The 18502-nt window shown below is 60.6% G+C and carries 21 protein-coding genes and 1 tRNA gene; 10 read left to right on the top strand and 12 right to left on the bottom strand.

The features are described 5' to 3' along the window. Window positions 1–125 precede the first annotated feature (125 nt). The gene (locus tag F2982_RS16815; protein WP_203428508.1) at window positions 126–1385 is read left to right on the top strand and encodes an AGE family epimerase/isomerase; all 1260 of its coding nucleotides are present in this window, start codon (window positions 126–128) and stop codon (window positions 1383–1385) included. Between the two features lie 49 nt (window positions 1386–1434). On the opposite strand, the gene F2982_RS16810 is transcribed toward F2982_RS16815, so the two are convergent. From F2982_RS16810 to F2982_RS16795, 4 genes are all read right to left on the bottom strand, one after another. Continuing rightward, window positions 1435–1923 (bottom strand): heme-degrading domain-containing protein, encoded by a 489-nt coding sequence (locus tag F2982_RS16810; protein WP_112715580.1) that lies wholly within the window; start codon window positions 1921–1923, stop codon window positions 1435–1437. A gap of 101 nt (window positions 1924–2024) precedes the next feature. Further along, entirely contained in the window at window positions 2025–2426 is a 402-nt protein-coding gene (locus tag F2982_RS16805) for a DUF4174 domain-containing protein (RefSeq protein WP_203428507.1), read from the bottom strand. Window positions 2427–2528: 102 nt separating this feature from the next. Further along, entirely contained in the window at window positions 2529–2912 is a 384-nt protein-coding gene (locus F2982_RS16800) for a hypothetical protein (RefSeq protein ID WP_199629219.1), read from the bottom strand. Between the two features lie 244 nt (window positions 2913–3156). Next, window positions 3157–3903 (bottom strand): SIMPL domain-containing protein, encoded by a 747-nt coding sequence (locus F2982_RS16795; protein WP_130277951.1) that lies wholly within the window; start codon window positions 3901–3903, stop codon window positions 3157–3159. 153 nt (window positions 3904–4056) lie between these two features. Here F2982_RS16795 and F2982_RS16790 point away from each other — a divergent pair. From F2982_RS16790 to F2982_RS16775, 4 genes are all read left to right on the top strand, one after another. Continuing rightward, window positions 4057–4132, top strand: a tRNA-Ile gene (locus tag F2982_RS16790). A gap of 499 nt (window positions 4133–4631) precedes the next feature. Next, window positions 4632–4871: a hypothetical protein gene (locus F2982_RS16785; protein WP_203428506.1), complete on the top strand. Its 240-nt coding sequence runs from the start codon at window positions 4632–4634 to the stop codon at window positions 4869–4871. Window positions 4872–4873: 2 nt separating this feature from the next. Continuing rightward, window positions 4874–5341, top strand: coding sequence for a DUF2441 domain-containing protein (locus F2982_RS16780; RefSeq protein ID WP_203428505.1), 468 nt, complete (start codon window positions 4874–4876; stop codon window positions 5339–5341). A gap of 203 nt (window positions 5342–5544) precedes the next feature. Then, window positions 5545–5814, top strand: coding sequence for a hypothetical protein (locus F2982_RS16775; RefSeq protein WP_112715588.1), 270 nt, complete (start codon window positions 5545–5547; stop codon window positions 5812–5814). Window positions 5815–5980: 166 nt separating this feature from the next. Here F2982_RS16775 and F2982_RS16770 read toward each other — a convergent pair whose 3' ends face one another. The 5 genes from F2982_RS16770 to F2982_RS16745 all read right to left on the bottom strand — a co-directional run bounded on the left by F2982_RS16770 (window position 5981) and on the right by F2982_RS16745 (window position 15297). Beyond that, window positions 5981–7705 (bottom strand): penicillin-binding protein 2, encoded by a 1725-nt coding sequence (locus F2982_RS16770; RefSeq protein ID WP_112715590.1) that lies wholly within the window; start codon window positions 7703–7705, stop codon window positions 5981–5983. 2210 nt (window positions 7706–9915) lie between these two features. Further along, window positions 9916–11463, bottom strand: coding sequence for a SpoVR family protein (locus F2982_RS16760; RefSeq protein WP_203428504.1), 1548 nt, complete (start codon window positions 11461–11463; stop codon window positions 9916–9918). Continuing rightward, entirely contained in the window at window positions 11460–12734 is a 1275-nt protein-coding gene (locus tag F2982_RS16755; protein WP_203428503.1) for a YeaH/YhbH family protein, read from the bottom strand. The genes F2982_RS16760 and F2982_RS16755 overlap by 4 nt, the downstream gene beginning before the upstream one ends. A gap of 18 nt (window positions 12735–12752) precedes the next feature. After that, a complete protein-coding gene (locus F2982_RS16750) occupies window positions 12753–14696 on the bottom strand; it encodes a PrkA family serine protein kinase (protein ID WP_112715598.1) in 1944 nt (647 codons plus the stop codon). A 349-nt stretch (window positions 14697–15045) separates the two neighbouring features. Then, window positions 15046–15297: a DUF982 domain-containing protein gene (locus tag F2982_RS16745; protein ID WP_130277906.1), complete on the bottom strand. Its 252-nt coding sequence runs from the start codon at window positions 15295–15297 to the stop codon at window positions 15046–15048. A 194-nt stretch (window positions 15298–15491) separates the two neighbouring features. Here F2982_RS16745 and F2982_RS16740 point away from each other — a divergent pair, with 194 nt between their 5' ends. Then, window positions 15492–15632 carry a hypothetical protein gene (locus tag F2982_RS16740; RefSeq protein WP_162708660.1) on the top strand — a complete coding sequence of 47 codons (141 nt, stop codon included), beginning with the start codon at window positions 15492–15494 and terminating at the stop codon, window positions 15630–15632. A gap of 12 nt (window positions 15633–15644) precedes the next feature. Here the strand turns inward: F2982_RS16740 and F2982_RS16735 are convergent, their stop codons facing one another. Further along, on the bottom strand, window positions 15645–15890 hold the full coding sequence (locus tag F2982_RS16735) for a BON domain-containing protein (RefSeq protein WP_203428502.1): 246 nt from the start codon (window positions 15888–15890) through the stop codon (window positions 15645–15647). 173 nt (window positions 15891–16063) lie between these two features. Here F2982_RS16735 and F2982_RS16730 point away from each other — a divergent pair, with 173 nt between their 5' ends. Together F2982_RS16730 and F2982_RS16725 are read left to right on the top strand one after the other, a co-directional pair. Then, window positions 16064–16654: a hypothetical protein gene (locus F2982_RS16730; protein WP_203428501.1), complete on the top strand. Its 591-nt coding sequence runs from the start codon at window positions 16064–16066 to the stop codon at window positions 16652–16654. Between the two features lie 98 nt (window positions 16655–16752). After that, window positions 16753–16899 (top strand): hypothetical protein, encoded by a 147-nt coding sequence (locus tag F2982_RS16725; RefSeq protein WP_165402584.1) that lies wholly within the window; start codon window positions 16753–16755, stop codon window positions 16897–16899. 21 nt (window positions 16900–16920) lie between these two features. Here F2982_RS16725 and F2982_RS16720 read toward each other — a convergent pair whose 3' ends face one another. Further along, window positions 16921–17103 (bottom strand): hypothetical protein, encoded by a 183-nt coding sequence (locus tag F2982_RS16720; RefSeq protein ID WP_112715606.1) that lies wholly within the window; start codon window positions 17101–17103, stop codon window positions 16921–16923. A gap of 204 nt (window positions 17104–17307) precedes the next feature. Between F2982_RS16720 and F2982_RS16715 the strand changes: the two genes are divergently transcribed. Then, entirely contained in the window at window positions 17308–17559 is a 252-nt protein-coding gene (locus tag F2982_RS16715) for a DUF2188 domain-containing protein (RefSeq protein ID WP_112715608.1), read from the top strand. Between the two features lie 41 nt (window positions 17560–17600). Then, window positions 17601–17933, top strand: a complete 333-nt coding sequence (locus F2982_RS16710; protein WP_112715610.1) for a hypothetical protein — start codon at window positions 17601–17603, stop codon at window positions 17931–17933. Between the two features lie 3 nt (window positions 17934–17936). On the opposite strand, the gene F2982_RS16705 is transcribed toward F2982_RS16710, so the two are convergent. Next, on the bottom strand, window positions 17937–18425 hold the full coding sequence (locus F2982_RS16705; protein ID WP_203428500.1) for a GAF domain-containing protein: 489 nt from the start codon (window positions 18423–18425) through the stop codon (window positions 17937–17939). Between the last annotated feature and the right edge of the window lie 77 nt (window positions 18426–18502).

Here is an 18502-nt window from a genome sequence, read left to right as displayed (position 1 = left end):
AGATATCTTTATGTCAATATATGCCTGTCACAAGAATGGATTACAAGGCGGGGCGGCGTGACAGACTCGGCGGACCTCTATATAGGCCTTCCGCAAGGCTTTGTGCATGAAATCGGAGGAGCGACATGGCATCGGCAAACGGCAGCAGCGGTCTCGGAAACTGGACGACCCGCGCCTATCACCGCAACTGGCTCCTGGCCCAGGCAAACGACCTTTTCGATTTCTTCCAGCACCAGTCGATCAACCCGAAGGGCGGATTCTACGATCTCGATGATCAGGGCAAGCCGCTCGACACCGAGGGTCAGGTGCGCAGCATCCATATTGCCGCCCGCGCCGTCCACTGCTTTGCCGCCGGCACCCTGCTCGGCCGCCCCGGCGCCGCCGATGTCGTCGACCACGGTATGGACTATCTCTGGAACCATCACCGCGACCGCAAGAACGGTGGCTATTTCTGGTCCCTCGACAATAACGGCCCCGTCGATTCCAACAAGCAGGGCTATGGCCACGCCTTCGTGCTGCTCGCCGCATCTTCAGCCAAGACCATCGGCCACCCGCTGGCCGACGGCATGCTTGCCGATATCACCGAGGTCCTGAACACCCGCTTCTGGGAAGCCAGCCACGGCGCCATCGCCGAGGAATTCACCGCCGACTGGCAGCCGCTCGATGGCGGCAATTACCGCGGCCAGAACTCCAACATGCACCTGACGGAAGCGCTGATGGCCGCCTTCGAGGCAACCGGCGACCGCGAATATCTGACCAAGGCCGAAAGCATCGCCGATCTCGTCATCCGCCGCGCGGCGGGTTCGGTCGGCTGGCGCGTCGCCGAGCATTTCGGCGCCGACTGGAGCCTCGACAAGAACTACTATCACCCGAACGAAATGTTCCGCCCGGCCGGCACCACGCCCGGCCACTCGCTGGAATGGGCCCGCCTCATCCTGCAGCTCTGGGTTCTCGGCGGCAAGAAGCTGGACTGGCTGCCGGATGCCGCCAAGGGCCTGTTCTCGCAGTCGATGGCGCTCGGCTGGGACAATGACAAGGGCGGTTTCTTCTATACGCTCGATTGGGACGACAAGCCCGCCAAGCGCAACAAGCTCTGGTGGCCGGCCTGCGAAGCGGCAGCCGCCGCCCACTTCCTCAACGAGCATCTGCCGAGCGATTTCCACGAGGAAAGCTACCGCAAGGTCTGGAACGTCATCGAACGCCGCTTCATCGATCACGAGAACGGCGGCTGGCACGAAGAGCTGACGGAAGACCTCGTGCCCTCGCACAGCCTGTTCCCCGGCAAGGGCGACATCTACCACGCCCTGCAGGCCTGCCTGATCCCGCTCTTCCCGGCGACCGGCAGCATCACCAAGGGTATCATCGAAGCCGGCGGCAAGCTCTAAACACTAAGCACTAGAACCATTCCCGCTCCGGCGGGAATGGCCGCATGCCCTATCCGAGCCGCAGCGAATCCAGATCCTTCGCCAGCATCAGCGCCAGCGCCTCGACCGCGAGATTGTGGTCGTCGCGCTGCGGCAGACCCGATACGGTGACCGCGCCGATGCAGCCCGTGCCCTTCACATTGATCGGGAAGCTGCCGCCATGGGCGGCGTAATCGGCGCTCGAAAGCCCGTTATCCTCGATCGTCTTGCCATCCGATTTCAGCTTCAACCCGCAGGCATAGCTGCTCTTCAGATAGCGAAACACCATGTTGCGCTTGCGCCTTACCCACTGGACATTGTCGGGCGTCGCGCCCGGCAGTGCCGCGTAGAAGACCTGCATGGAATGCAGCGACACATCGATCGCCACCTTCAGCCCCCGGTCGGTCGAAAGTTCCTGCAGGAGCTTGCCGAGCTGCCAGGCGCTCGTCAGGTCGAAGCTGTCGAAGGCGAGCACCTTTTCCTGTTCGGCGATGCGAACCAGATCATCCTCGATGGTCATCACAGGCACTCCTCTCCTCATACGACTAGGAGAGAACATCCGCAGGGCGCAGAAAAAAGTAAAGCGAAATCGTAGTGATAGCCGCGCCCGGGCGAAACCGCCTAATGTGGCATGGCGGCCAGCGCCCCGATAATCTCCTCGGGCCGCATCGGCTCGCTGGCGCGCAGCTTCACCCGGCCGTCGCGATCGAGCAGGATCAGCCCGAACTCGCCCGGTTGCGGACCATCGAGCGTCTCGCGCAGCTCGTCGGCATCCAGATCATGCGGATCGTCGAACAGCGGAAACACGCCGCCGCCGGCAATGTTGAAGACCTCGATATCTTCCTCGATGAACCGCAGATGCGCCTTGCGCAAGAGATCGTCCTGGCGCGATGCGCGATCGTCTTCGGCATCGGCAAACACCAGCAGCACGCGCTTCTTGCCGCCGAACGGCCTGAGGCAGCGCGGCGTCGAGACCGTGTGCGGCTCGGTTCCGAGAATTTCCCGTACGAATGATTTCAGCATGATGCCCATCCTTCCTATCGTCATCAACGGCTGGAAGCCTGAGCGGTTCCCGCAGGAAGCGAGGCGGGATCGCCAGCTGACGGCGATCCTGCAATTTGGGTGCTACTCGCGCGATTCGCGCGGTGCAGCGCGGCCGGTAACGGCCACGACATCGGTCCCGCCGTTGGCGAGAAGCCGTTTGCGAACCAGAACGCGCATGACGCGCGCCGCTGTCGAGAAAGTCATCTGGTCGAGAGGACCCTCGCCTTCCCAGGGCTTGGTCAGCCGCTCGGTGACGGCACCCACGATATTCATCGGCACGATGTCGTCGCATTCGCGCATGGCTTCGAACACCATGCTGATCGGCAGGACCTTCCCTTCGAAGGTCACGATCGGTTCTGTGAGTTCCGTATCCCATTCTTCGAAGGCATAAAGAGCCTCACGGAAGAGTTCCTGAAGGGTGAACGGGGCGTGTCCGTTGTGAAGTGGCGGCAAGGCATTCGTCATGTCTGTCTCCTCTTGGCAGGGATGAAGCCATTTCCTCCTCATCGGCCGGGAATTAATGCGGAAAACAGAACTCGGGTTCCCTCGCGCGGCCGAATAACACGATCGATTTTATAGTGTAACACTCGCGTGATAAAGCCTTTTATGCCCACGCCTTGGAAAAAGCCGCCGCCAGAAACAGTTAAGCCGTTGATATCGCTTAACGATACCAACGGCTATTTTTACCACCGGAAGCCGATGTCAGCGCTTACTGCTCGAGCGCGAAGGTGACATTGACCGTAACATTATAGGTGTTCTCGCCGCCCTGAACCGGCACCGAGGCATCGGCGGCCTCCTTCATCATCGCGGCGCGATAGACCGGCTGCGGCATCGGGCGGGCGCTGTTTTCGCTGATTTCGAGGATCCGGCCGAGCTTGACGCCCGCCGCTTCCGTCAGCGTCTTCGCCTTCTTCAGCGCCGAGGCGACCGCATCCTTGCGCGCCTCGTCGATGACGCCTTCCGGCTTGTCGTTGGTGAAGCTGATGTCGCCACCCTGGTTGATCCCCAATGTCACCGACTGGTCGATGATGCCGCCGAGCTTGGAAAGATCGCGCACGCGCACGGTGATTCCATTCGACACCTGGTAGCCGATCAGCTCCGGCTGCTTCGGCTGGCCGTCGGTGCTCTGCGGATAGTTATATTGCGGCTGCACGGAGAAACCGGCGGTCTGCAGGTCCTTCTCGGCAATCCCGCCCTTCTTCAGCGCCGCCAGAACCTCGGTCATCGCCTTGTTGTTCTCGTCGAGTGCCTCGCGCGCCGTCTTCGCCTGCTTGACGACGGAGAGATTGACGATCGCCATGTCGGGCGCCACCGAAGACTGCCCGTCCCCCGAAACCATGATCACGGCCTCGCGCGGCTTGGAATCATCGGCAATCGCCGCCGCCGTCACCGGCAGCACGGCCGCTGCCGTTATCAAAAGACCGAGCGCGAGTTTCCTGGTATTCTGCAGCGCCATGTTTCACTCCTTGGTTGTCGCTACCCCTTTCTCTTCTTTGGCCATTGATTGTGAAGCTATTGCGGCAACGTCTTGTCGCTGCATCCGAATTACGCTAGAGCGAAACCGCTGCGGGGAGCCATTGCCCCGAAGCCAGCGCAGGCGCCTGCGCCAGGGCCTGTAGCTCAATGGTTAGAGCCGGCGGCTCATAACCGCTTGGTTGGGGGTTCGAGTCCCTCCGGGCCCACCAAAAAATTCGTAATATACTGTTTTTCTATATATTTTCGTGAGAACTCCAGAGCTAGACCGACAAGTATGATATCGACACGCTGTCGACTCAAAGCTGACAATGTCGGCCGACTCAATACCGAGCCGACTAAGCACTGCTATCTAGGACAGATGCGCGAGACGCCGCAGCTGGGATTGCGATGACGAGGTAAGAGCACCCCAAACCTGAACGAATAAGGAACAAAATTCCTTGTGGATGACAGGCAGATGAACGCCGTATCCGCTGAAATCTCAGGCATAGTACGTCCGTCGCCAAGGAAACGACTGTGCCTGGAAAACACAATGAAATCGTCCCTTAGCGACTGGAGCTGTACCCGCCACGGGGAGGAACTGAACGCTCCTCCCCGCTGCGGTAATGCTACCTTGCTACACTTTACGGGGTACATCAACGAACGAGTTGCTTTTGATGCAACTTGTCCACGGTCGCGGAAGGCATTCCGCGTCGAGTGCTGGGGGGCACAATGATCTTCACCAGAATCACCACGATCGTCGCCTGGATCGTGCTTGTCGGCAGCGCCATGCGAATCCTCACCGGCGTCGGAATCGCCGCGGAAATCCTCGGACCTTACGAGGAGACATTGCGCCGATACGGCGGAGGCGCTACGACCTCAGGCGAAATCATAGACCATGCCGTGCATGGCCTCTTCATTGCCCTTGCACTCGGTACAATGACCGAGATCAGTAAGCATTTTCGAGGGTAGACATGATTACAATGTCGGAGACCCTATTCCATTTCGCGCCGACGAAGCTCGGCCCAGGAAGCATTATAGAACCAGGAAACTGGGGACGCATCCTGAAGCGCTATAACACGGTCAACAACAACGGTTGGATTATAGCGCGTGAACTTTTATTCGAGGGCGTGAGAACACACATGTTTCCAGACAAGCCCTCTAGGTTGTCATCTAGTTTTGCTTTTCGCACCAAGGTCGAAGCGGATCGATATCAACAGGCCAACGACGGCAACCTCTTGAATGTGTTGCATGAAGTCGAAATCGCCGACCGAGCCCTGCCACAGCACGAAGGCAGGCTCAGGCATCTCGACTGGCCCGAACAAGGCGTGCCCTTCTTAGATCCGACAAGGCTGAAAGCGATGCAATATTGGCAAGGCATTGGGAACGGCGATGCCGAGATAGTTACTGCCTCGCCGCTACGAATTTTGAGGGCGCTCTAAGCTGATACTATTAATTTGAAATGGAACCTACCGCGTTGGCCAGCGGTGTTCCGCGAGGCTTCCTGTCGGCCCGGTAACTATATTATGGACCCATGCGTGAAAATCCGGCCGGCGTCGCCAGCGGACTGCCTTTAGTATGGACAAAAGCGCCGCGCCGACTATCGAGACTATTCTCCCATCTCAATATCCCCTACAAGTCCCCCATGACCAAACCACCCAAATCCCCCAAGCTCGAACATTCCGAACTCTCCGGCGAATTCACCGAGGACGATATTACCGTGCTGGTCGATATCTTCCGCAAGGCCGGCAGCCAGGAAGACTGGACGATGGAGGTCGTCACGCAGAATGAGGATCTCATTCGCTGGGACGAGCCGTTTGCGACCGACAGGGAAGCCTTCGATGAATTTCTGGCGACGATTGCCCGCGATGGCATCGCCTCCTTCGTCGAGGACGATGACGTCTCAGTCCATTGAGGACGCCGCCTCTTTCTTGGGCGGGATCGATCTGCTGCCTTGCGTCCAGGCCTGAATGATATAAAGGCACGGACAGAACGCGACTGCCATTAACTTAAGAATGGGGTCGGGCGGCCGATTGACGTCACGCTGCTGCCACGAGATCACGTGGCCGTTCCAAAAGCCCTCAATAGCCCGCCAGCAGGTTTTGCCCGAAATCCGGTTCGACACCGAGCAGCGGCGCTGTGCGCGCGATGATGTCGTGCACCATCGGGGCGGCGGTTTCTGCCGCCAGGTTCAGGTTGTGCACGCCGGTCAGCGGCTGGTCGATGAAGGACAGCACGACATATTTCGGGTTGGTCATCGGGAAGGCGGCGAGGAACGAGTTGAAGCTCAGCTTGTGCGAATAGACGCCGTTGATGACCTTGTTGGCCGTCCCCGTCTTGCCGCCCACATGGAAGCCCGGAACATCGGCGGCGCGGCCGGTGCCCTGCTCGCCGTTCAAGCGGAAGAGATAGCGGATCGTGTCGCTGGTGCTTTTCTTGACCACCTGGGATTCGGTCTTTTCCGCCTCCTCCTGCGTGCGCGGAAAGAAGGTCGGCTCGATCAGTTTGCCGTCGTCGATCAGCGCCGCACCCGCGACCGCCGTCTGCATCGGCGTCGTCGCCACGCCATGGCCGAAGGCGATGGTGATCGAGTTGATCTTCTTCCACACCTTCGGCTGGCTCGGCGCCTTCACCTCGGGCAGTTCGGTCTGCATGCGTGACAACAGGCCGAAGCGGGTCAGATAGTCCTTCTGGATATCCATGCCGACCTTGTCCATCATCCGGGCGGTGCCGATGTTGGACGAGTAGCGGAAGATCTCAGGGATCGACAGCACGCGCCGCGGCACGTCGCGGTCGTCATGAATGGTGAAGCCGCCATAATGCAGCGGCGCGCTGGCATCGAAACTGTCGCTGAGCTTCACAGTCCCGGTGTCGATCGCCATGGCGATCGAGAAGGTCTTGAACACCGAGCCCATCTCGTCGGTGCCGTTGCTCATGCGGTTCAGCCAACCCTCCCCGCCCGTCGCCTTCGGGTCGTTCGGATCGAAATCCGGCGCCGAGGCCATGGCGATCACCTCGCCCGTATGGATATCGAGAATGACGGCGCCCGCCGACTTGCTTTGATAGGTGGTCAGCGCGTCCGTCACGACATCGTGGACGATGTTCTGGGCGCGGATATCGATCGAGAGCTTCACCGGCTCCAGGCTGTTGTCGCTGGCAAGCCCGGTCGAGGCGAGGTCGGATAGCCCCTGGCTATCGAGATATTTCTCCATGCCGGCCACGCCATGATTGTCGATATCGACATAGCCGAGAATATGCGCTGCCGTGCGGCCCGCCGGATAGAAGCGCTTGACCTCCGGCCGGAAGCCGATCGCCGGCAGGCCGAGCGCCAGAACCTCGCTCTGCTGCTTCGGCGTCAGCTGGCGGCGCAGCCAGGTGAAGTGCGACTTGCGGTCGGAAAGCTTCTGGTAGAGCGACTTGCGATCGAGATCGGGAAACAGCTGCGTCAGCTTCTCCACCGCCTCGTCGGCATCGACGACGCGGATCGGCTCGGCAAACATCGAGACGGTGCGGACATCGGTGGCGAGCACCTGCCCATTGCGATCGACGATATCCGGCCGCGACGCGACAATAGCGTTCGGCGGGATGCTCGACGTCTCATCGTCTGTCAGCATCGCATAATAGACGAGCTTTCCGGTCATCGTAGAAAAGACCATGAGAAGAGCGCCCGCGAGCGTAAAGATACGCGATCGCGTCTGCTTGTCTCGGCGGCCACTGGATCGCAAACGCTTCTCGCGCGATCCGGAACCGAAGGTCAGTCTGACAACCCGGCCACTCCGGGAGGTTACGGCATGAATAATCGACATGGGGCAATGCAGGGATCACGGAGGAAAAGCCGGCGCGCTATTTCCGCGATTGATTCCTAGCTAGCGCCGTTAAGCCTAACAGACCCTTAACCGGGAATGCGGGTTGTTATATTGGCGCTCGCCACCCGAGCCGGCCGACCAAAATCCGCGTCGTGTTCACGAGAATGTGAAGACGCCTGATGCATCATTTGCAGCCGCAAATTCAATCTAGAAGCCGCCTGGGAACGCTGAGGTTGCAGGAAGCCGAACAACGCGCTAGGTCAAAACGGCTTGCCGCCGCTCGCTGCGGCTACCCCTTCCGCGGATGAACGACGGCGCCATGAACTATCTCACCGACCGCGTGTCGGAATTCGTCCAGGACCTGATCGAAGGCAAGAAGCATCTCGGCGCGGTCGGCGCGCTGCTGGCGGTCCTCGCCTGTCTCACACGCATCCTGCCGATGCGGGCGCAGCGTCAGCGGATTTGCGATGGCCGGCTCTATGTTGCCTGCCTGCAGAGGGATTACCGCAAGGCGGCGATGATCCTCACGGCGTTTGCGAAGCACGACCGGCCGGGCGCCGATGCGATGCGGCTTTTCTTCCAGGAAATCCTCGTTCATATCGATGCGAACTATGCCCGCGCGCTTCAGGCTGCGCGTCACTTCGATCCTGATCTCGCTCCGGTTCTCGACGCGGCACTTCTCTGGGCCGATGGAAAATCGGCTGAGGCCCTCGATAAGCTGGATATCATCCCGAAGAGCTTTCCGGCACGCGTGCAGGCGGCCGAACTGAAGCGGGCATTTCTGCTGGAGGGGCGCCATCACGAGCAGTTTGCCGAGGATGGCATCAGGCGGCTTGCCGACGATGCCGGTCGCCCGATGTTTCAATACGCCTCTTCCGTCGCCGCCGCGGCCGATAGCGCCGGGCGAACGGACCTTCTGCGCACCGCGATCGAGAGGATCGCGCGGGATCGCGCAGCGATCCAGAAGAGTGATGGGGCGCTCTCGCGCTACGCCCAGCATGCTGTCGATGCCTCGATGTGGCTCCTCGATCTCGAAGGCGCCAAGCAGGTCATCGCAGCGCTCCGCCGCCGGGGAATGGATACGGCCGCCAGCCGCCTGGAGCGTCGCATCCGGCTCCGTGAGATCGAAGCGATGTCGCCCCTGATCGGCAAGGCACACCAGGATATCCTGGCGCGCGCCGGTATGCTCGCGGCTTCACCTGATGATGCCGATGCCGTGCTGGTCATCCCCTCGGCAGCGTTGCGCGCCAACAAGATCGATTATCCGGGCTTCCGTGCCGATATCCGCTTCGTGCTGCAGACCATCGCCGCACATCTTGATGCGCTCGGCATGTCCTACCAGGTCCGCGGCCAGGTCAAGCTGCACGGAACGGAGGACTTGCGCCTTCCCTTCTTCGCCTATCATACGGTGTCGGCCGGCAAGAACGGCTTGCATTTCAAGGAAACCGATCGCCCGTCGCGCTTCAGCTTCGATACCGGCGGCTATTCCGGCTGGTCGGATTTCTCCAAGCAGCAGGCTGCGGACCTCCCGCTCGCAGACGTGGATGCGCCTGTCGCAGAAGCCTACTTCCGCAAGGATCAGCAGCGCATCATCGCCAACAACATCTCGAAATACCGCCAGGATCCGCTCGATACGCAAACGCCCCTGCCCGAGCGGTTCGTCTTCGTGGCGCTGCAGATGGTGGGCGACTCCGTTCAGGAATTGGCGCATTTCACGCCGATGGAGATGCTCGATGAGGTCATCGCCGCCTGCGCCAGGCGCGGCTACGCCGTCGTCGTCAAGCGCCATCCGCTCTGCGGATCGGCAGCGGTCGGGCGTTATCTGGCAGAGGCGCAGGGCTCGGGGCGCATCACTGCGCGTCAGGCAGCATCCACGCGATCATCGCCCGTGCGGCCGCGGTCTGCGTCGTCAATTCCGGTGTCGGTGCCGAAGCGCTGCTGCACGAGAAGCCCGTCTATGTTTTCGGCCGTGCCGACTATATGGGCGCCTGCTTTGTCTGCGCTACGGCAGGTGACTTCGACCGGCAATTCCAGCCGGGCCGCAGTGCCCTGTCCCGTGAGGAGCTTCACCGCTTCTGGTACCTGCTGCGGGAGAGCTACGCCGTCGATCTCAGCAACAGGAACGAGGCGAAGAAAGAGATCACCAGAAGGGTCGACGATCACCTTCGTCAGGTCGCAGCGCAGGGTGCCATCGAAAGGCGTCCTGAGCGTTAGAACAGCTTGCCCCGCGGGCTCGCGTGATGCTCTGCAACGATCGCGTCGTCGCCGTCGATTTCCTGTAAGAGCACGTCGTAGCCCCAGAGGTCGGCGAGGTGCTGGAGGACGAGTTTTGTGTCGTTTTCCTGCAGCATCCAGTCGTTGGTGACGCGGTGCTGGACGAGCAGGCGCCGGTCGCCGGCGAGGTCGACGTCGACGATCTCGATGCCGGGGTCGGTCCAGCCGATATCATATTCCTTGGCGAGTTGGCGGCGGATGCGGCGGTAGCCGCGTTCGTCGTGAATCGCCGAGACGAGGATGCCCTCCTCCTGCTCCGGATCGTCATAGAGGTGGAAGAGCCGCAGCTGGCGGATCAGGTGCGGGCTGAGGAACTGCGCCACGAAGCTTTCGTCGCGGTAATCGGCCCAGATGCCGCGCAGCACACCCATGACGTCGCCGCGCCCGGCAATGTCGGGGAACCAGGCGCGGTCCTCCTCGGTCGGCTGCGTGACGATGCGCTCGATGTCCTGCATCATCGCAAAACCCAGCGCATAGGGATTGAACCCCGAGAATCGGCGGTCGTCGTAGGTCGGCTGGAAGACGACATTGGCGTGCGACTTCAGGAACTCGAGATAATTGCCGTCGCTGAGCTGCCCCTTGTCATGCAGCCGGTTCATGATCCGGTAGTGCACATAGGTGGCGGTCCCCTCGTTCATCACCTTGGTCTGGCGCTGCGGGTGGAAATATTGCGCCACATGGCGAACGATGCGCAGGATCTCACGCTGCCAGGGCTGCAGCCGCGGCGCCGATTTTTCGAGGAAATAGAGGAGATTGTCCTGCGGCAGGCCGAGCGCGGCGCGCCGCCGCTCGAGGTCGATATCGGCGGCACTCGCCGCCTTGCCGGCCGGCACAGTGCGCCAGAGATCGTTGAACATCTGCTCTTCGTGACGCCGGCGCTCCTCTTCGCGCTTCTGCTCCTCGCGCAGATTGAGCTTCACCTTGCCGGCATGGCGGTGGACGCCATGCGACATCAGCGCGTGCGCGGCATCCAGCGTCCGCTCGACGGCGATCTCGCCGTAGCGCTCTTCGCAGCGGGCGATATAGCCCTTGGCGAAATCGAGATAGTCGAGAATGCCCTCGGCATCCGTCCAGAGCTTGAAGAGGTAGTTGTTCTTGAAGAAGTGGTTATGGCCGAAGGCGGCATGGGCGATGACCAGCGTCTGCATCGTCGCCGTATTTTCTTCCATCAGGTAGGAAATACAGGGCGAGGAATTGATGACGATCTCATAGGCGAGATCGCGCATGCCGCGCCGGTAGAAGGCTTCGTGATGGGCAAAATGCTTGCCGAAGGACCAGTGGCGGTAGAAGAGCGGCATGCCGGTCGAGGAATAGGCATCCAGCATCTGCTCCGAGGTGATCACCTCGATCTGGTTCGGATAGACGTCGAGGCCGAGTTCCTTGAGGGCGATTTCCTCGCAGGCATCGTGGATGCGCTGCAGTGTCGAGAAGTCCCAGTCGGCGCCCTCGAAGAGCAGTCTTTCCTTCACCGCCGCAGCCGTCATGGCGCCACCTTTTCTCCGTCGCGTTTCTGGAACAGATCGTGGAACACAGGGAAGATTTCATTCTTCCGGCAAACCTTGCGCATCGATAGCGGCAGGGCCGCGGCCCGGATGCTGTCATAGAGCGCCCAGAGCGGGGAGCGCGAGACGGAGGAGTCGCCGCTTTCCTCGTCGACCTCGATATAGGCGAAATACTGGCAGAGCGGCAGGATCTCGTGCTGCAGCAGCTGGCCGGTGGTCGACCCGTCCGAATAGGAATTGTCGCCATCGGAGGCCTGGGCCGCGTAGATGTTCCACTCGGCCGGATCGAAGCGCGCCGCGATGATCTGGCGCATGCAGGCAAGCGCACTGGAGACCAGCGTGCCCCCGGTGGCGGGACCGTAGAAGAAGGTCTCCTCGTCGACCTCTTCGGCGCGGTCGGTATGACGGATGAAGACGATCTCCACCTTCTTGTAGCGCTGCGACAGGAACAGGTAGAGCAGCAGGTAGAAGCGCTTGGCGAGATCCTTCATGTGCTCGGACATCGAACCCGAGACGTCCATCAGGCAGAACATCACCGCCTTGGCGACCGGCTTCGGCTCGTCCTCGAAGCGACGGTAGCGCACGTCGAGCGGATCGATATAGGGGATGCGCTTGCTCTTCTCGTTGAGAGACTTGAGCTCGGCCTCCAGGGCCGCCTTTCTCTCCTCGTCGTCGGTCTCCTCGATCTCGCGCTTCAGCGCCTCGATTTCCTCGGTGCGTGGGCGCTTCAGCGCGATGCGGCGCATCATGGCAAGCCGCGAGGTGCGGGCGACGGCGATGTTGGAGGGGGAGCCGGAGACCGAGAAGCCTGCCCGTGCCGGGCTGAATTCCTCGGTTTCGCTCAGCCGCCGCTTGGCGAGATCGGGAAGCTCCAGATCGTCGAGGAAGACGTCGAGGAATTCTTCGCGGGTCAGAACGAAGCGGAAGCTGTCTTCGCCATCCCCCTCGCCTGCTTCCTTCGGCTTTCCGCCGCCGCGGCCGGGTGGCCGCGGAATGATGTCGCCCTCGACGAAGGCTCTGTTGCCGGGGAGCACCTGATCGCTGATGCCCCCCTCACCGCGCCGGAAACTCGGCTCGGTCATTCCGTCGATCGGCAGGCTGATCTCGCCGCCATCGAGCACATCACGGATGTTCCGGTTCTGCAGGGAGCGTTTCACCGCTTGCTGCACGGCGCTCTTGGCACGCCGCAAGAACCGTTGACGATTTTCCAGACTTTTACCGCGCGGATTCAGCCGGCGGTCGACGATGTGCATGTTGGCTCCAGTTTTACATTAACCCGCCTGTTTGACGCGCATGTACCACTCCACCAGGCGGCGCACTTGCCGCTCGGTATATCCGCGCTCCGTCATCCGGGACACGAACTCGCTATGTTTCTTCTCAGTGTCGCCATCCTTCTTCGAGCCGAAGGAGATGACCGGCAGGAGATCCTCGACCTGCGAGAACATCCGCTTTTCGATCACTTCCCTGATCTTCTCGTAGCTCGTCCAGGACGGGTTCTTGCCGCCGTTGTTGGCCCGCGATCTCAGGCAGAACTTGACGATCTCGTTGCGGAAATCCTTAGGATTGGCGATCCCCGCAGGCTTTTCGATTTTCGTCAGTTCCTGGTTCAGAAGCTCGCGGTCGAGCAGCTGGCCGGTATCGGGATCCTTGAAGTCGACGTCTTCGATCCAGGCGTCGGCATAGTCGACGTAACGGTCGAAGAGGTTCTGGCCGTAATCCGAGTAGGATTCGAGATAGGCCTTCTGGATTTCGTTGCCGATGAACTCCGCATAGCGCGGCGCCAGATCGGCCTTGATGAATTCCATGTAGCGTTTCTCGGTCTCGTCGGGGAATTGCTCCCTGCGGATCGCCTGCTCCAACACATACATCAGATGCACCGGATCGGCGCCGACTTCGCTCGTATGGTGATTGAAGGTCGATGCCAGGATCTTGAAGGCGAAGCGGGTGGAAACCCCGTCCATCCCCTCGTCGACACCGGCCGCATCCTTGTATTCCTGGACGCTTCTGGCCCGCGGGTCGGTTTCCTTCAGGCTCTCGCCGTCATAGGCCCGCATCTTCGAGAAGTAGGTCGAGTTTTCGTGCTTGCGCAGCCGCGACAGAACCGAGAAGCGGGCAAGCATTTCGAGCGTGCCGGGTGCGCAGGGCGCATCGGCCAGTTCTGATCCCTCGATGAGCTTGTCGTAGATCTTCTCTTCTTCGGTCACTCGCAAACAATAGGGAACCTTGATGACGCAAATGCGGTCGATGAAGGCTTCATTGTTCTTGTTGGCCTTGAAGGTCTGCCATTCCGCCTCATTCGAGTGAGCGAGAATGATGCCGGAGAAAGGCACGGCGCCGATATTCTCGGTACCGATATAGTTGCCTTCCTGCGTCGCCGTCAGCAGCGGATGCAGCATCTTGATCGGCGCCTTGAACATTTCGACGAATTCGAGAATGCCCTGGTTGGCGCGGTTCAGGCCGCCGGAATAGCTGTAGGCATCCGGATCGTTCTGCGAGTAATGCTCCAGCTTGCGGATATCGACCTTGCCGACCAGCGAGGAGATGTCCTGGTTGTTCTCGTCGCCAGGCTCGGTCTTGGCGATCGCGATCTGGCGCAGCCGCGAGGGCTGCATCCTGACGACGCGGAATTTTGAGATGTCGCCGCCGAATTCGTCGAGGCGCTTCAGGCACCAGGGGCTCATCAGCCCCGTCAGCCGCCGTGTCGGGATCTTGTACTGCTCCAGCAACATTTCGCCCATGGTGGCTGGATCGAAGAGATTGAGCGGGCTTTCGAAGACCGGGCTTATTTCGTCGCCGGCCTTCAGCACATAGATGGGGTGGGCCTCCATCAGCTGCTTCAGCCGCTCGGCAAGGGAGGATTTGCCGCCGCCGACAGGGCCGAGCAGATAGAGGATCTGCTTGCGCTCTTCGAGCCCCTGGGCCGCGTGCCGGAAGAAGGATACGATCCGCTCGATCGTCTCTTCCATGCCGTGGAAACCGTTGAAAGCCGGATAGCTGCGGATTGTCCGGTTCATGAAGATGCGTCCGAGACGCGCATCCTTTGCCGTATCGACCATTTCAGGGTCGCCGATCGCTGCAAGCAGCCGCTCGGTGGCGTTGGCATAAGCCATCGGATCTTTCTTGCAGAGGGTCAGATAGTCGGCGATCGACATATCCGTTTCGCGTCGCGCTTCGTAACTCCTCGCAAACGCATCGAACAACGATTCATTCAGCATGGGGCCTCCATTGCGGGTTGTGCCACAGCCTCCAGGGTGCCCGATCACGCATGCCGCGATCTTGCATCCCGTTGGGAAATCATATGTTTCGTGAATTGATAGGACACCTGACGGTCAATCATTTCAATGCACGTTTACGTGCATTCACCGTAGTCGAGGCTCGTACCAAACTATCTGCTATATTAGCGAATTGCGCCGACAAGCGGTATCGGAAAATTTGGGGACATGACATATCCGTCAAAAAGGTGTGTTATTTCGCCACTGATTCTTTTGGCGTAATGCCGACTCTCCCGCGCAGCTTTTTCGCGATGCACCCACTAAATTTTGCGGTGCAGCATCACCATAAGTCTTAGGCCGCAAGCTTTATGTGGATATGTGCCTCATTTGCCGCATCGATGAAGGCGCGGCGTGCGGTGGCCGGCTGCTTCTTTCCTCGAATCGACAGCAGGCACATGCGCAGCGCCCGGTCATAGGCCTCGCCGTGATCGACCGGCCATTCCTCCATCAGGTAGGCGGCTGCGTCATACGTGTTCTCGACGGTGCGGATGCCGAGCTCGGGGAGCTTCAGAGCAACGGGATCGGGCCAATAATTCTTGTCCATGGCGAAAACCTCCTGGGGGTAAACGGCCCAGTTGCAGCTTGGTTTTCGCAGCTTGTCGCTGGTGGTTTACGCTTCCTTTGCCGATCATCTTTATGATGTTCCATCATGACACGGCGGAAAAATGCGCTATGCTCCCGGCCAGCGGGAACTTTGGGCCGCCGCATGTGTTCTAGCTTAATTCGGGGAACAGTCAGATGCTGCTCAAGTCGCCGGTCTTCGTGGTTTCAGTTCTGGCCGTCATCATGGCGGGCCTTGTCATGCTGAACCCGTTCGGCCGCAATCTGACCGAACCGATGACGACGGGAAGCATCAGCGTCTCGTCGCCCGTTCACTGAACGCTCTGCCTGCTAGGGCATTCTCACAAGATTGCAGACATGTGTACCGACGATCGAGCGGGCGATCTCGCCTGCCTGTTCGATGACGGAGACGCTCGGCGCCGTGCCTTCGAGGAAGATCGTTCCGGCTTCCTCGACGACCTCGATATGGGCATCTTCCATGCCGGCACCGTAGGCGATCGCCGAGGACACGCTTTCGGCCGCTCCAACCAATGTGGCGCCGACAAGCTTGCTGGATTGAATGAATGAGCTGAACATCGTCGTGTTCCTCCTGATGGTGAAACGCGCAATGGCGCATTCCGTTCATCTAGCATTCATCTTTGTGGAGAAGATGGCAGAGGGAACAATGCCCGATCATCCCCGTTAGACCCGGCAGGTAAGCCGGGAGCCCGCATCGGGCGCGGCTCCGGCAGAACCGGAGGAGAACGGCAATGGCAAATCTCTACAGCGACAATCTTACGACCGGCCAAAGGGGCTCGGCCTATAATACGCTGACCGCATTCTTCGACAGCCGCGCCGATGCAGAACAGGCCGTCAGCCGCCTGCAGGATGCCGGCATTGCGAGCAACAACATCCGCTTCATGCCGGGCTACGAAGCTGACAATGCGGCGGTAGCCGGCGTCAGCGAACGCTCCGGCTTCTGGGCCGCTCTCGAAGACTGGTTCTTCCCGGACGATGACCGCACCGTCTATGCCGAGGGCCTGCACCGCGGCGGCTTCCTCGTTTCCGTCAGCGTCGATGACGCCCAGCACGATATGGCCCACGACATCCTCGATGACGAAGGCAGCATCGACATGGACGAACGCGCCGACATGTGGCGCAGCGACGGTTGGGAAGCCAGCAACAGCTCGTTTGCCGGCATGGCGAACAAGGGCAATGCCGCCGACGATCTCGCCGTCGCCGACGAAGCCTTCCCTGAGGAAAATCCGGCGATCGGCGCCCGCGACGACAGCCACGGCTCGTCACGCGTCCGTGCCTATCACTTCGACCAGATGGCACCGGGCTACCGCCGCGACCACTGAGCCTATGCTGCAAGACGGGGCCGGCACATCACCGGCCTCGCTGCTTGGCGATGGCCTGATACGCCCTATCTGCTGAGGATATCAAAAGGGATCGCGCCATGACCGACAAGAAAAAGCCAGCCAAGGAACAGAAGACCGTCAAGGAGCAGGATGACTATCTCGAGGAAGCGCTCGAAGAGACCTTCCCGGCGAGCGATCCGATTTCTCCGGGCCGCGTCGACAAGAAGCCAACCGACAAGAAATGATGATTGCCGGGCGGGAGCCCGCTAGCGCAGCGCTGCGCGTCCGTCTTCTTCGGAAGCGGCATGTGGTGCCTCGGCGGGCTCGGGAGCGACCTCGTCGGCGATCGCCGACAGATCGATATTGCCCCAGATCGACTTTTCCTTGCTGCGATCGACGCGACGGGACGATTTGACTTCTACGATGAACGGCTTCGATTGAGCGCGCATAGGGGTCCTGTTGAAATCTATTGAAGCGAATCCTTCAACGCACTCAGCCTACGAAGCGTTCCACGCTACCGCAAGACGCCCTTCCTGACTTATCCAGCCCCACGCATGCCTCGCGCCCGGAACAAGGCTGGCCCATAAGCGTTGATCCCTGCGCATGGCAGCTGCCCCGAAAAAATCACCATTAAACGCTTGAAGGAAAATCCGATGTCGATTACGTACCACGTCGGCGAACACGACGAGGCCTGGGCTTACCGCCTGGGTGATGTCTGGTCTGAAGCCTTTCCAACTCACGAACTCGCATTGGCCGCGGCAAAGCAAGCCGCAGAGCGGCAGCAGCTTGGCGGTCAGGATGCGGAGATTACCTTTCAGCGTGCGGACGGCACGTGGACGACAGAACTTGCGAACGGTGGTGACCGCCCGCAAGCCGATGTCGTTGACGATGCGCCGGACAAATAGACACATGACATAATAAGGCTTCGGCCGAAAAAGACGACGGAATGACCCTGAAAGAACGTTTTTTGAAATCGCAGCATGCGTGGATGATCGGCGCTTGCTATTCCCCAAGACACCCGGATTTCTCGCGTTATGGCGGCCTCGACGTGGCTGTCGCGCCCCGCTGGCGGGAATCCCCGGACGCCTTCATCAACGACATGATGGACAGCCTGCCCCGCCGCCTCGCCGAGCGCCAGCTGGCGCTGCGCAATCCGCGCCGGCCGTTCGAGCCCGGCAATGTCGAATGGGTGTTCACAAGCAAGCACCGCGGCCTGCGCGCGCCGGATGGCGCACGCCTTGCCAACGGCTCATCCCTCAGCCGCCAGCGGCGGATGTAACAATCAGAAGCTCGCGGCGATGAAGATTGCCGCGAGCTTTTCGATGCCGGCCTGATCCTCGGCATCGAAACGCGACGGCACCGGGCTGTCGAGATCGATGACGCCAATGACGCGTCCCTCATGGATCAACGGCACGACAAGCTCCGAACGCGACGCGGCATCGCAGGCAATATGGCCTGGGAAGGCATGCACATCCTCGACCAATACAGAGCTCTTCCGCTCGACCGCCGTGCCGCAAACGCCCTTGCCCACCGGAATACGCACGCAGGCAGGCTTGCCCTGGAACGGCCCGAGCACCAGCTCGCCCTCGCTCTTCAGAAGATAAAACCCCGCCCAGTTCAGCTCCGGCATCATCTGGAACATCAGCGCCGAGGTATTCGCCGCATTGGCGATCATGTCGCTCTCGCCCGTCAGCAGCGCTTCCAGCTGCTGCGCCAGCTCGCGGTAGAATTCCGCCTTGTTCGCGTGATCGATCGTTGCCGTCTGAAACATCTGATGCCTGCCTTCCTGTTGCGCCAGATATAGGCGTCTGCCCGCCCGCGCTTCAAGGCCGATCGGCGTCTCTCCAC

It is taken from the genome of Rhizobium sp. BG4, from assembly GCF_016864575.1.
GTDB lineage: Bacteria > Pseudomonadota > Alphaproteobacteria > Rhizobiales > Rhizobiaceae > Rhizobium.
This window is presented reverse-complemented; position numbering and strand designations above follow the sequence as displayed.

Coding starts and splice junctions, on each gene's coding strand:
- F2982_RS16815 (WP_203428508.1), top strand. CDS start 126: ATGGCATCGGCAAACGGCAGCAGCGGTCTCGGAAACTGGACGACCCGC.
- F2982_RS16810 (WP_112715580.1), bottom strand. CDS start 1,923: ATGACCATCGAGGATGATCTGGTTCGCATCGCCGAACAGGAAAAGGTG.
- F2982_RS16805 (WP_203428507.1), bottom strand. CDS start 2,426: ATGCTGAAATCATTCGTACGGGAAATTCTCGGAACCGAGCCGCACACG.
- F2982_RS16800 (WP_199629219.1), bottom strand. CDS start 2,912: ATGACGAATGCCTTGCCGCCACTTCACAACGGACACGCCCCGTTCACC.
- F2982_RS16795 (WP_130277951.1), bottom strand. CDS start 3,903: ATGGCGCTGCAGAATACCAGGAAACTCGCGCTCGGTCTTTTGATAACG.
- F2982_RS16785 (WP_203428506.1), top strand. CDS start 4,632: ATGATCTTCACCAGAATCACCACGATCGTCGCCTGGATCGTGCTTGTC.
- F2982_RS16780 (WP_203428505.1), top strand. CDS start 4,874: ATGATTACAATGTCGGAGACCCTATTCCATTTCGCGCCGACGAAGCTC.
- F2982_RS16775 (WP_112715588.1), top strand. CDS start 5,545: ATGACCAAACCACCCAAATCCCCCAAGCTCGAACATTCCGAACTCTCC.
- F2982_RS16770 (WP_112715590.1), bottom strand. CDS start 7,705: ATGTCGATTATTCATGCCGTAACCTCCCGGAGTGGCCGGGTTGTCAGA.
- F2982_RS16760 (WP_203428504.1), bottom strand. CDS start 11,463: ATGACGGCTGCGGCGGTGAAGGAAAGACTGCTCTTCGAGGGCGCCGAC.
- F2982_RS16755 (WP_203428503.1), bottom strand. CDS start 12,734: ATGCACATCGTCGACCGCCGGCTGAATCCGCGCGGTAAAAGTCTGGAA.
- F2982_RS16750 (WP_112715598.1), bottom strand. CDS start 14,696: ATGCTGAATGAATCGTTGTTCGATGCGTTTGCGAGGAGTTACGAAGCG.
- F2982_RS16745 (WP_130277906.1), bottom strand. CDS start 15,297: ATGGACAAGAATTATTGGCCCGATCCCGTTGCTCTGAAGCTCCCCGAG.
- F2982_RS16740 (WP_162708660.1), top strand. CDS start 15,492: ATGCTGCTCAAGTCGCCGGTCTTCGTGGTTTCAGTTCTGGCCGTCATC.
- F2982_RS16735 (WP_203428502.1), bottom strand. CDS start 15,890: ATGTTCAGCTCATTCATTCAATCCAGCAAGCTTGTCGGCGCCACATTG.
- F2982_RS16730 (WP_203428501.1), top strand. CDS start 16,064: ATGGCAAATCTCTACAGCGACAATCTTACGACCGGCCAAAGGGGCTCG.
- F2982_RS16725 (WP_165402584.1), top strand. CDS start 16,753: ATGACCGACAAGAAAAAGCCAGCCAAGGAACAGAAGACCGTCAAGGAG.
- F2982_RS16720 (WP_112715606.1), bottom strand. CDS start 17,103: ATGCGCGCTCAATCGAAGCCGTTCATCGTAGAAGTCAAATCGTCCCGT.
- F2982_RS16715 (WP_112715608.1), top strand. CDS start 17,308: ATGTCGATTACGTACCACGTCGGCGAACACGACGAGGCCTGGGCTTAC.
- F2982_RS16710 (WP_112715610.1), top strand. CDS start 17,601: ATGACCCTGAAAGAACGTTTTTTGAAATCGCAGCATGCGTGGATGATC.
- F2982_RS16705 (WP_203428500.1), bottom strand. CDS start 18,425: ATGTTTCAGACGGCAACGATCGATCACGCGAACAAGGCGGAATTCTAC.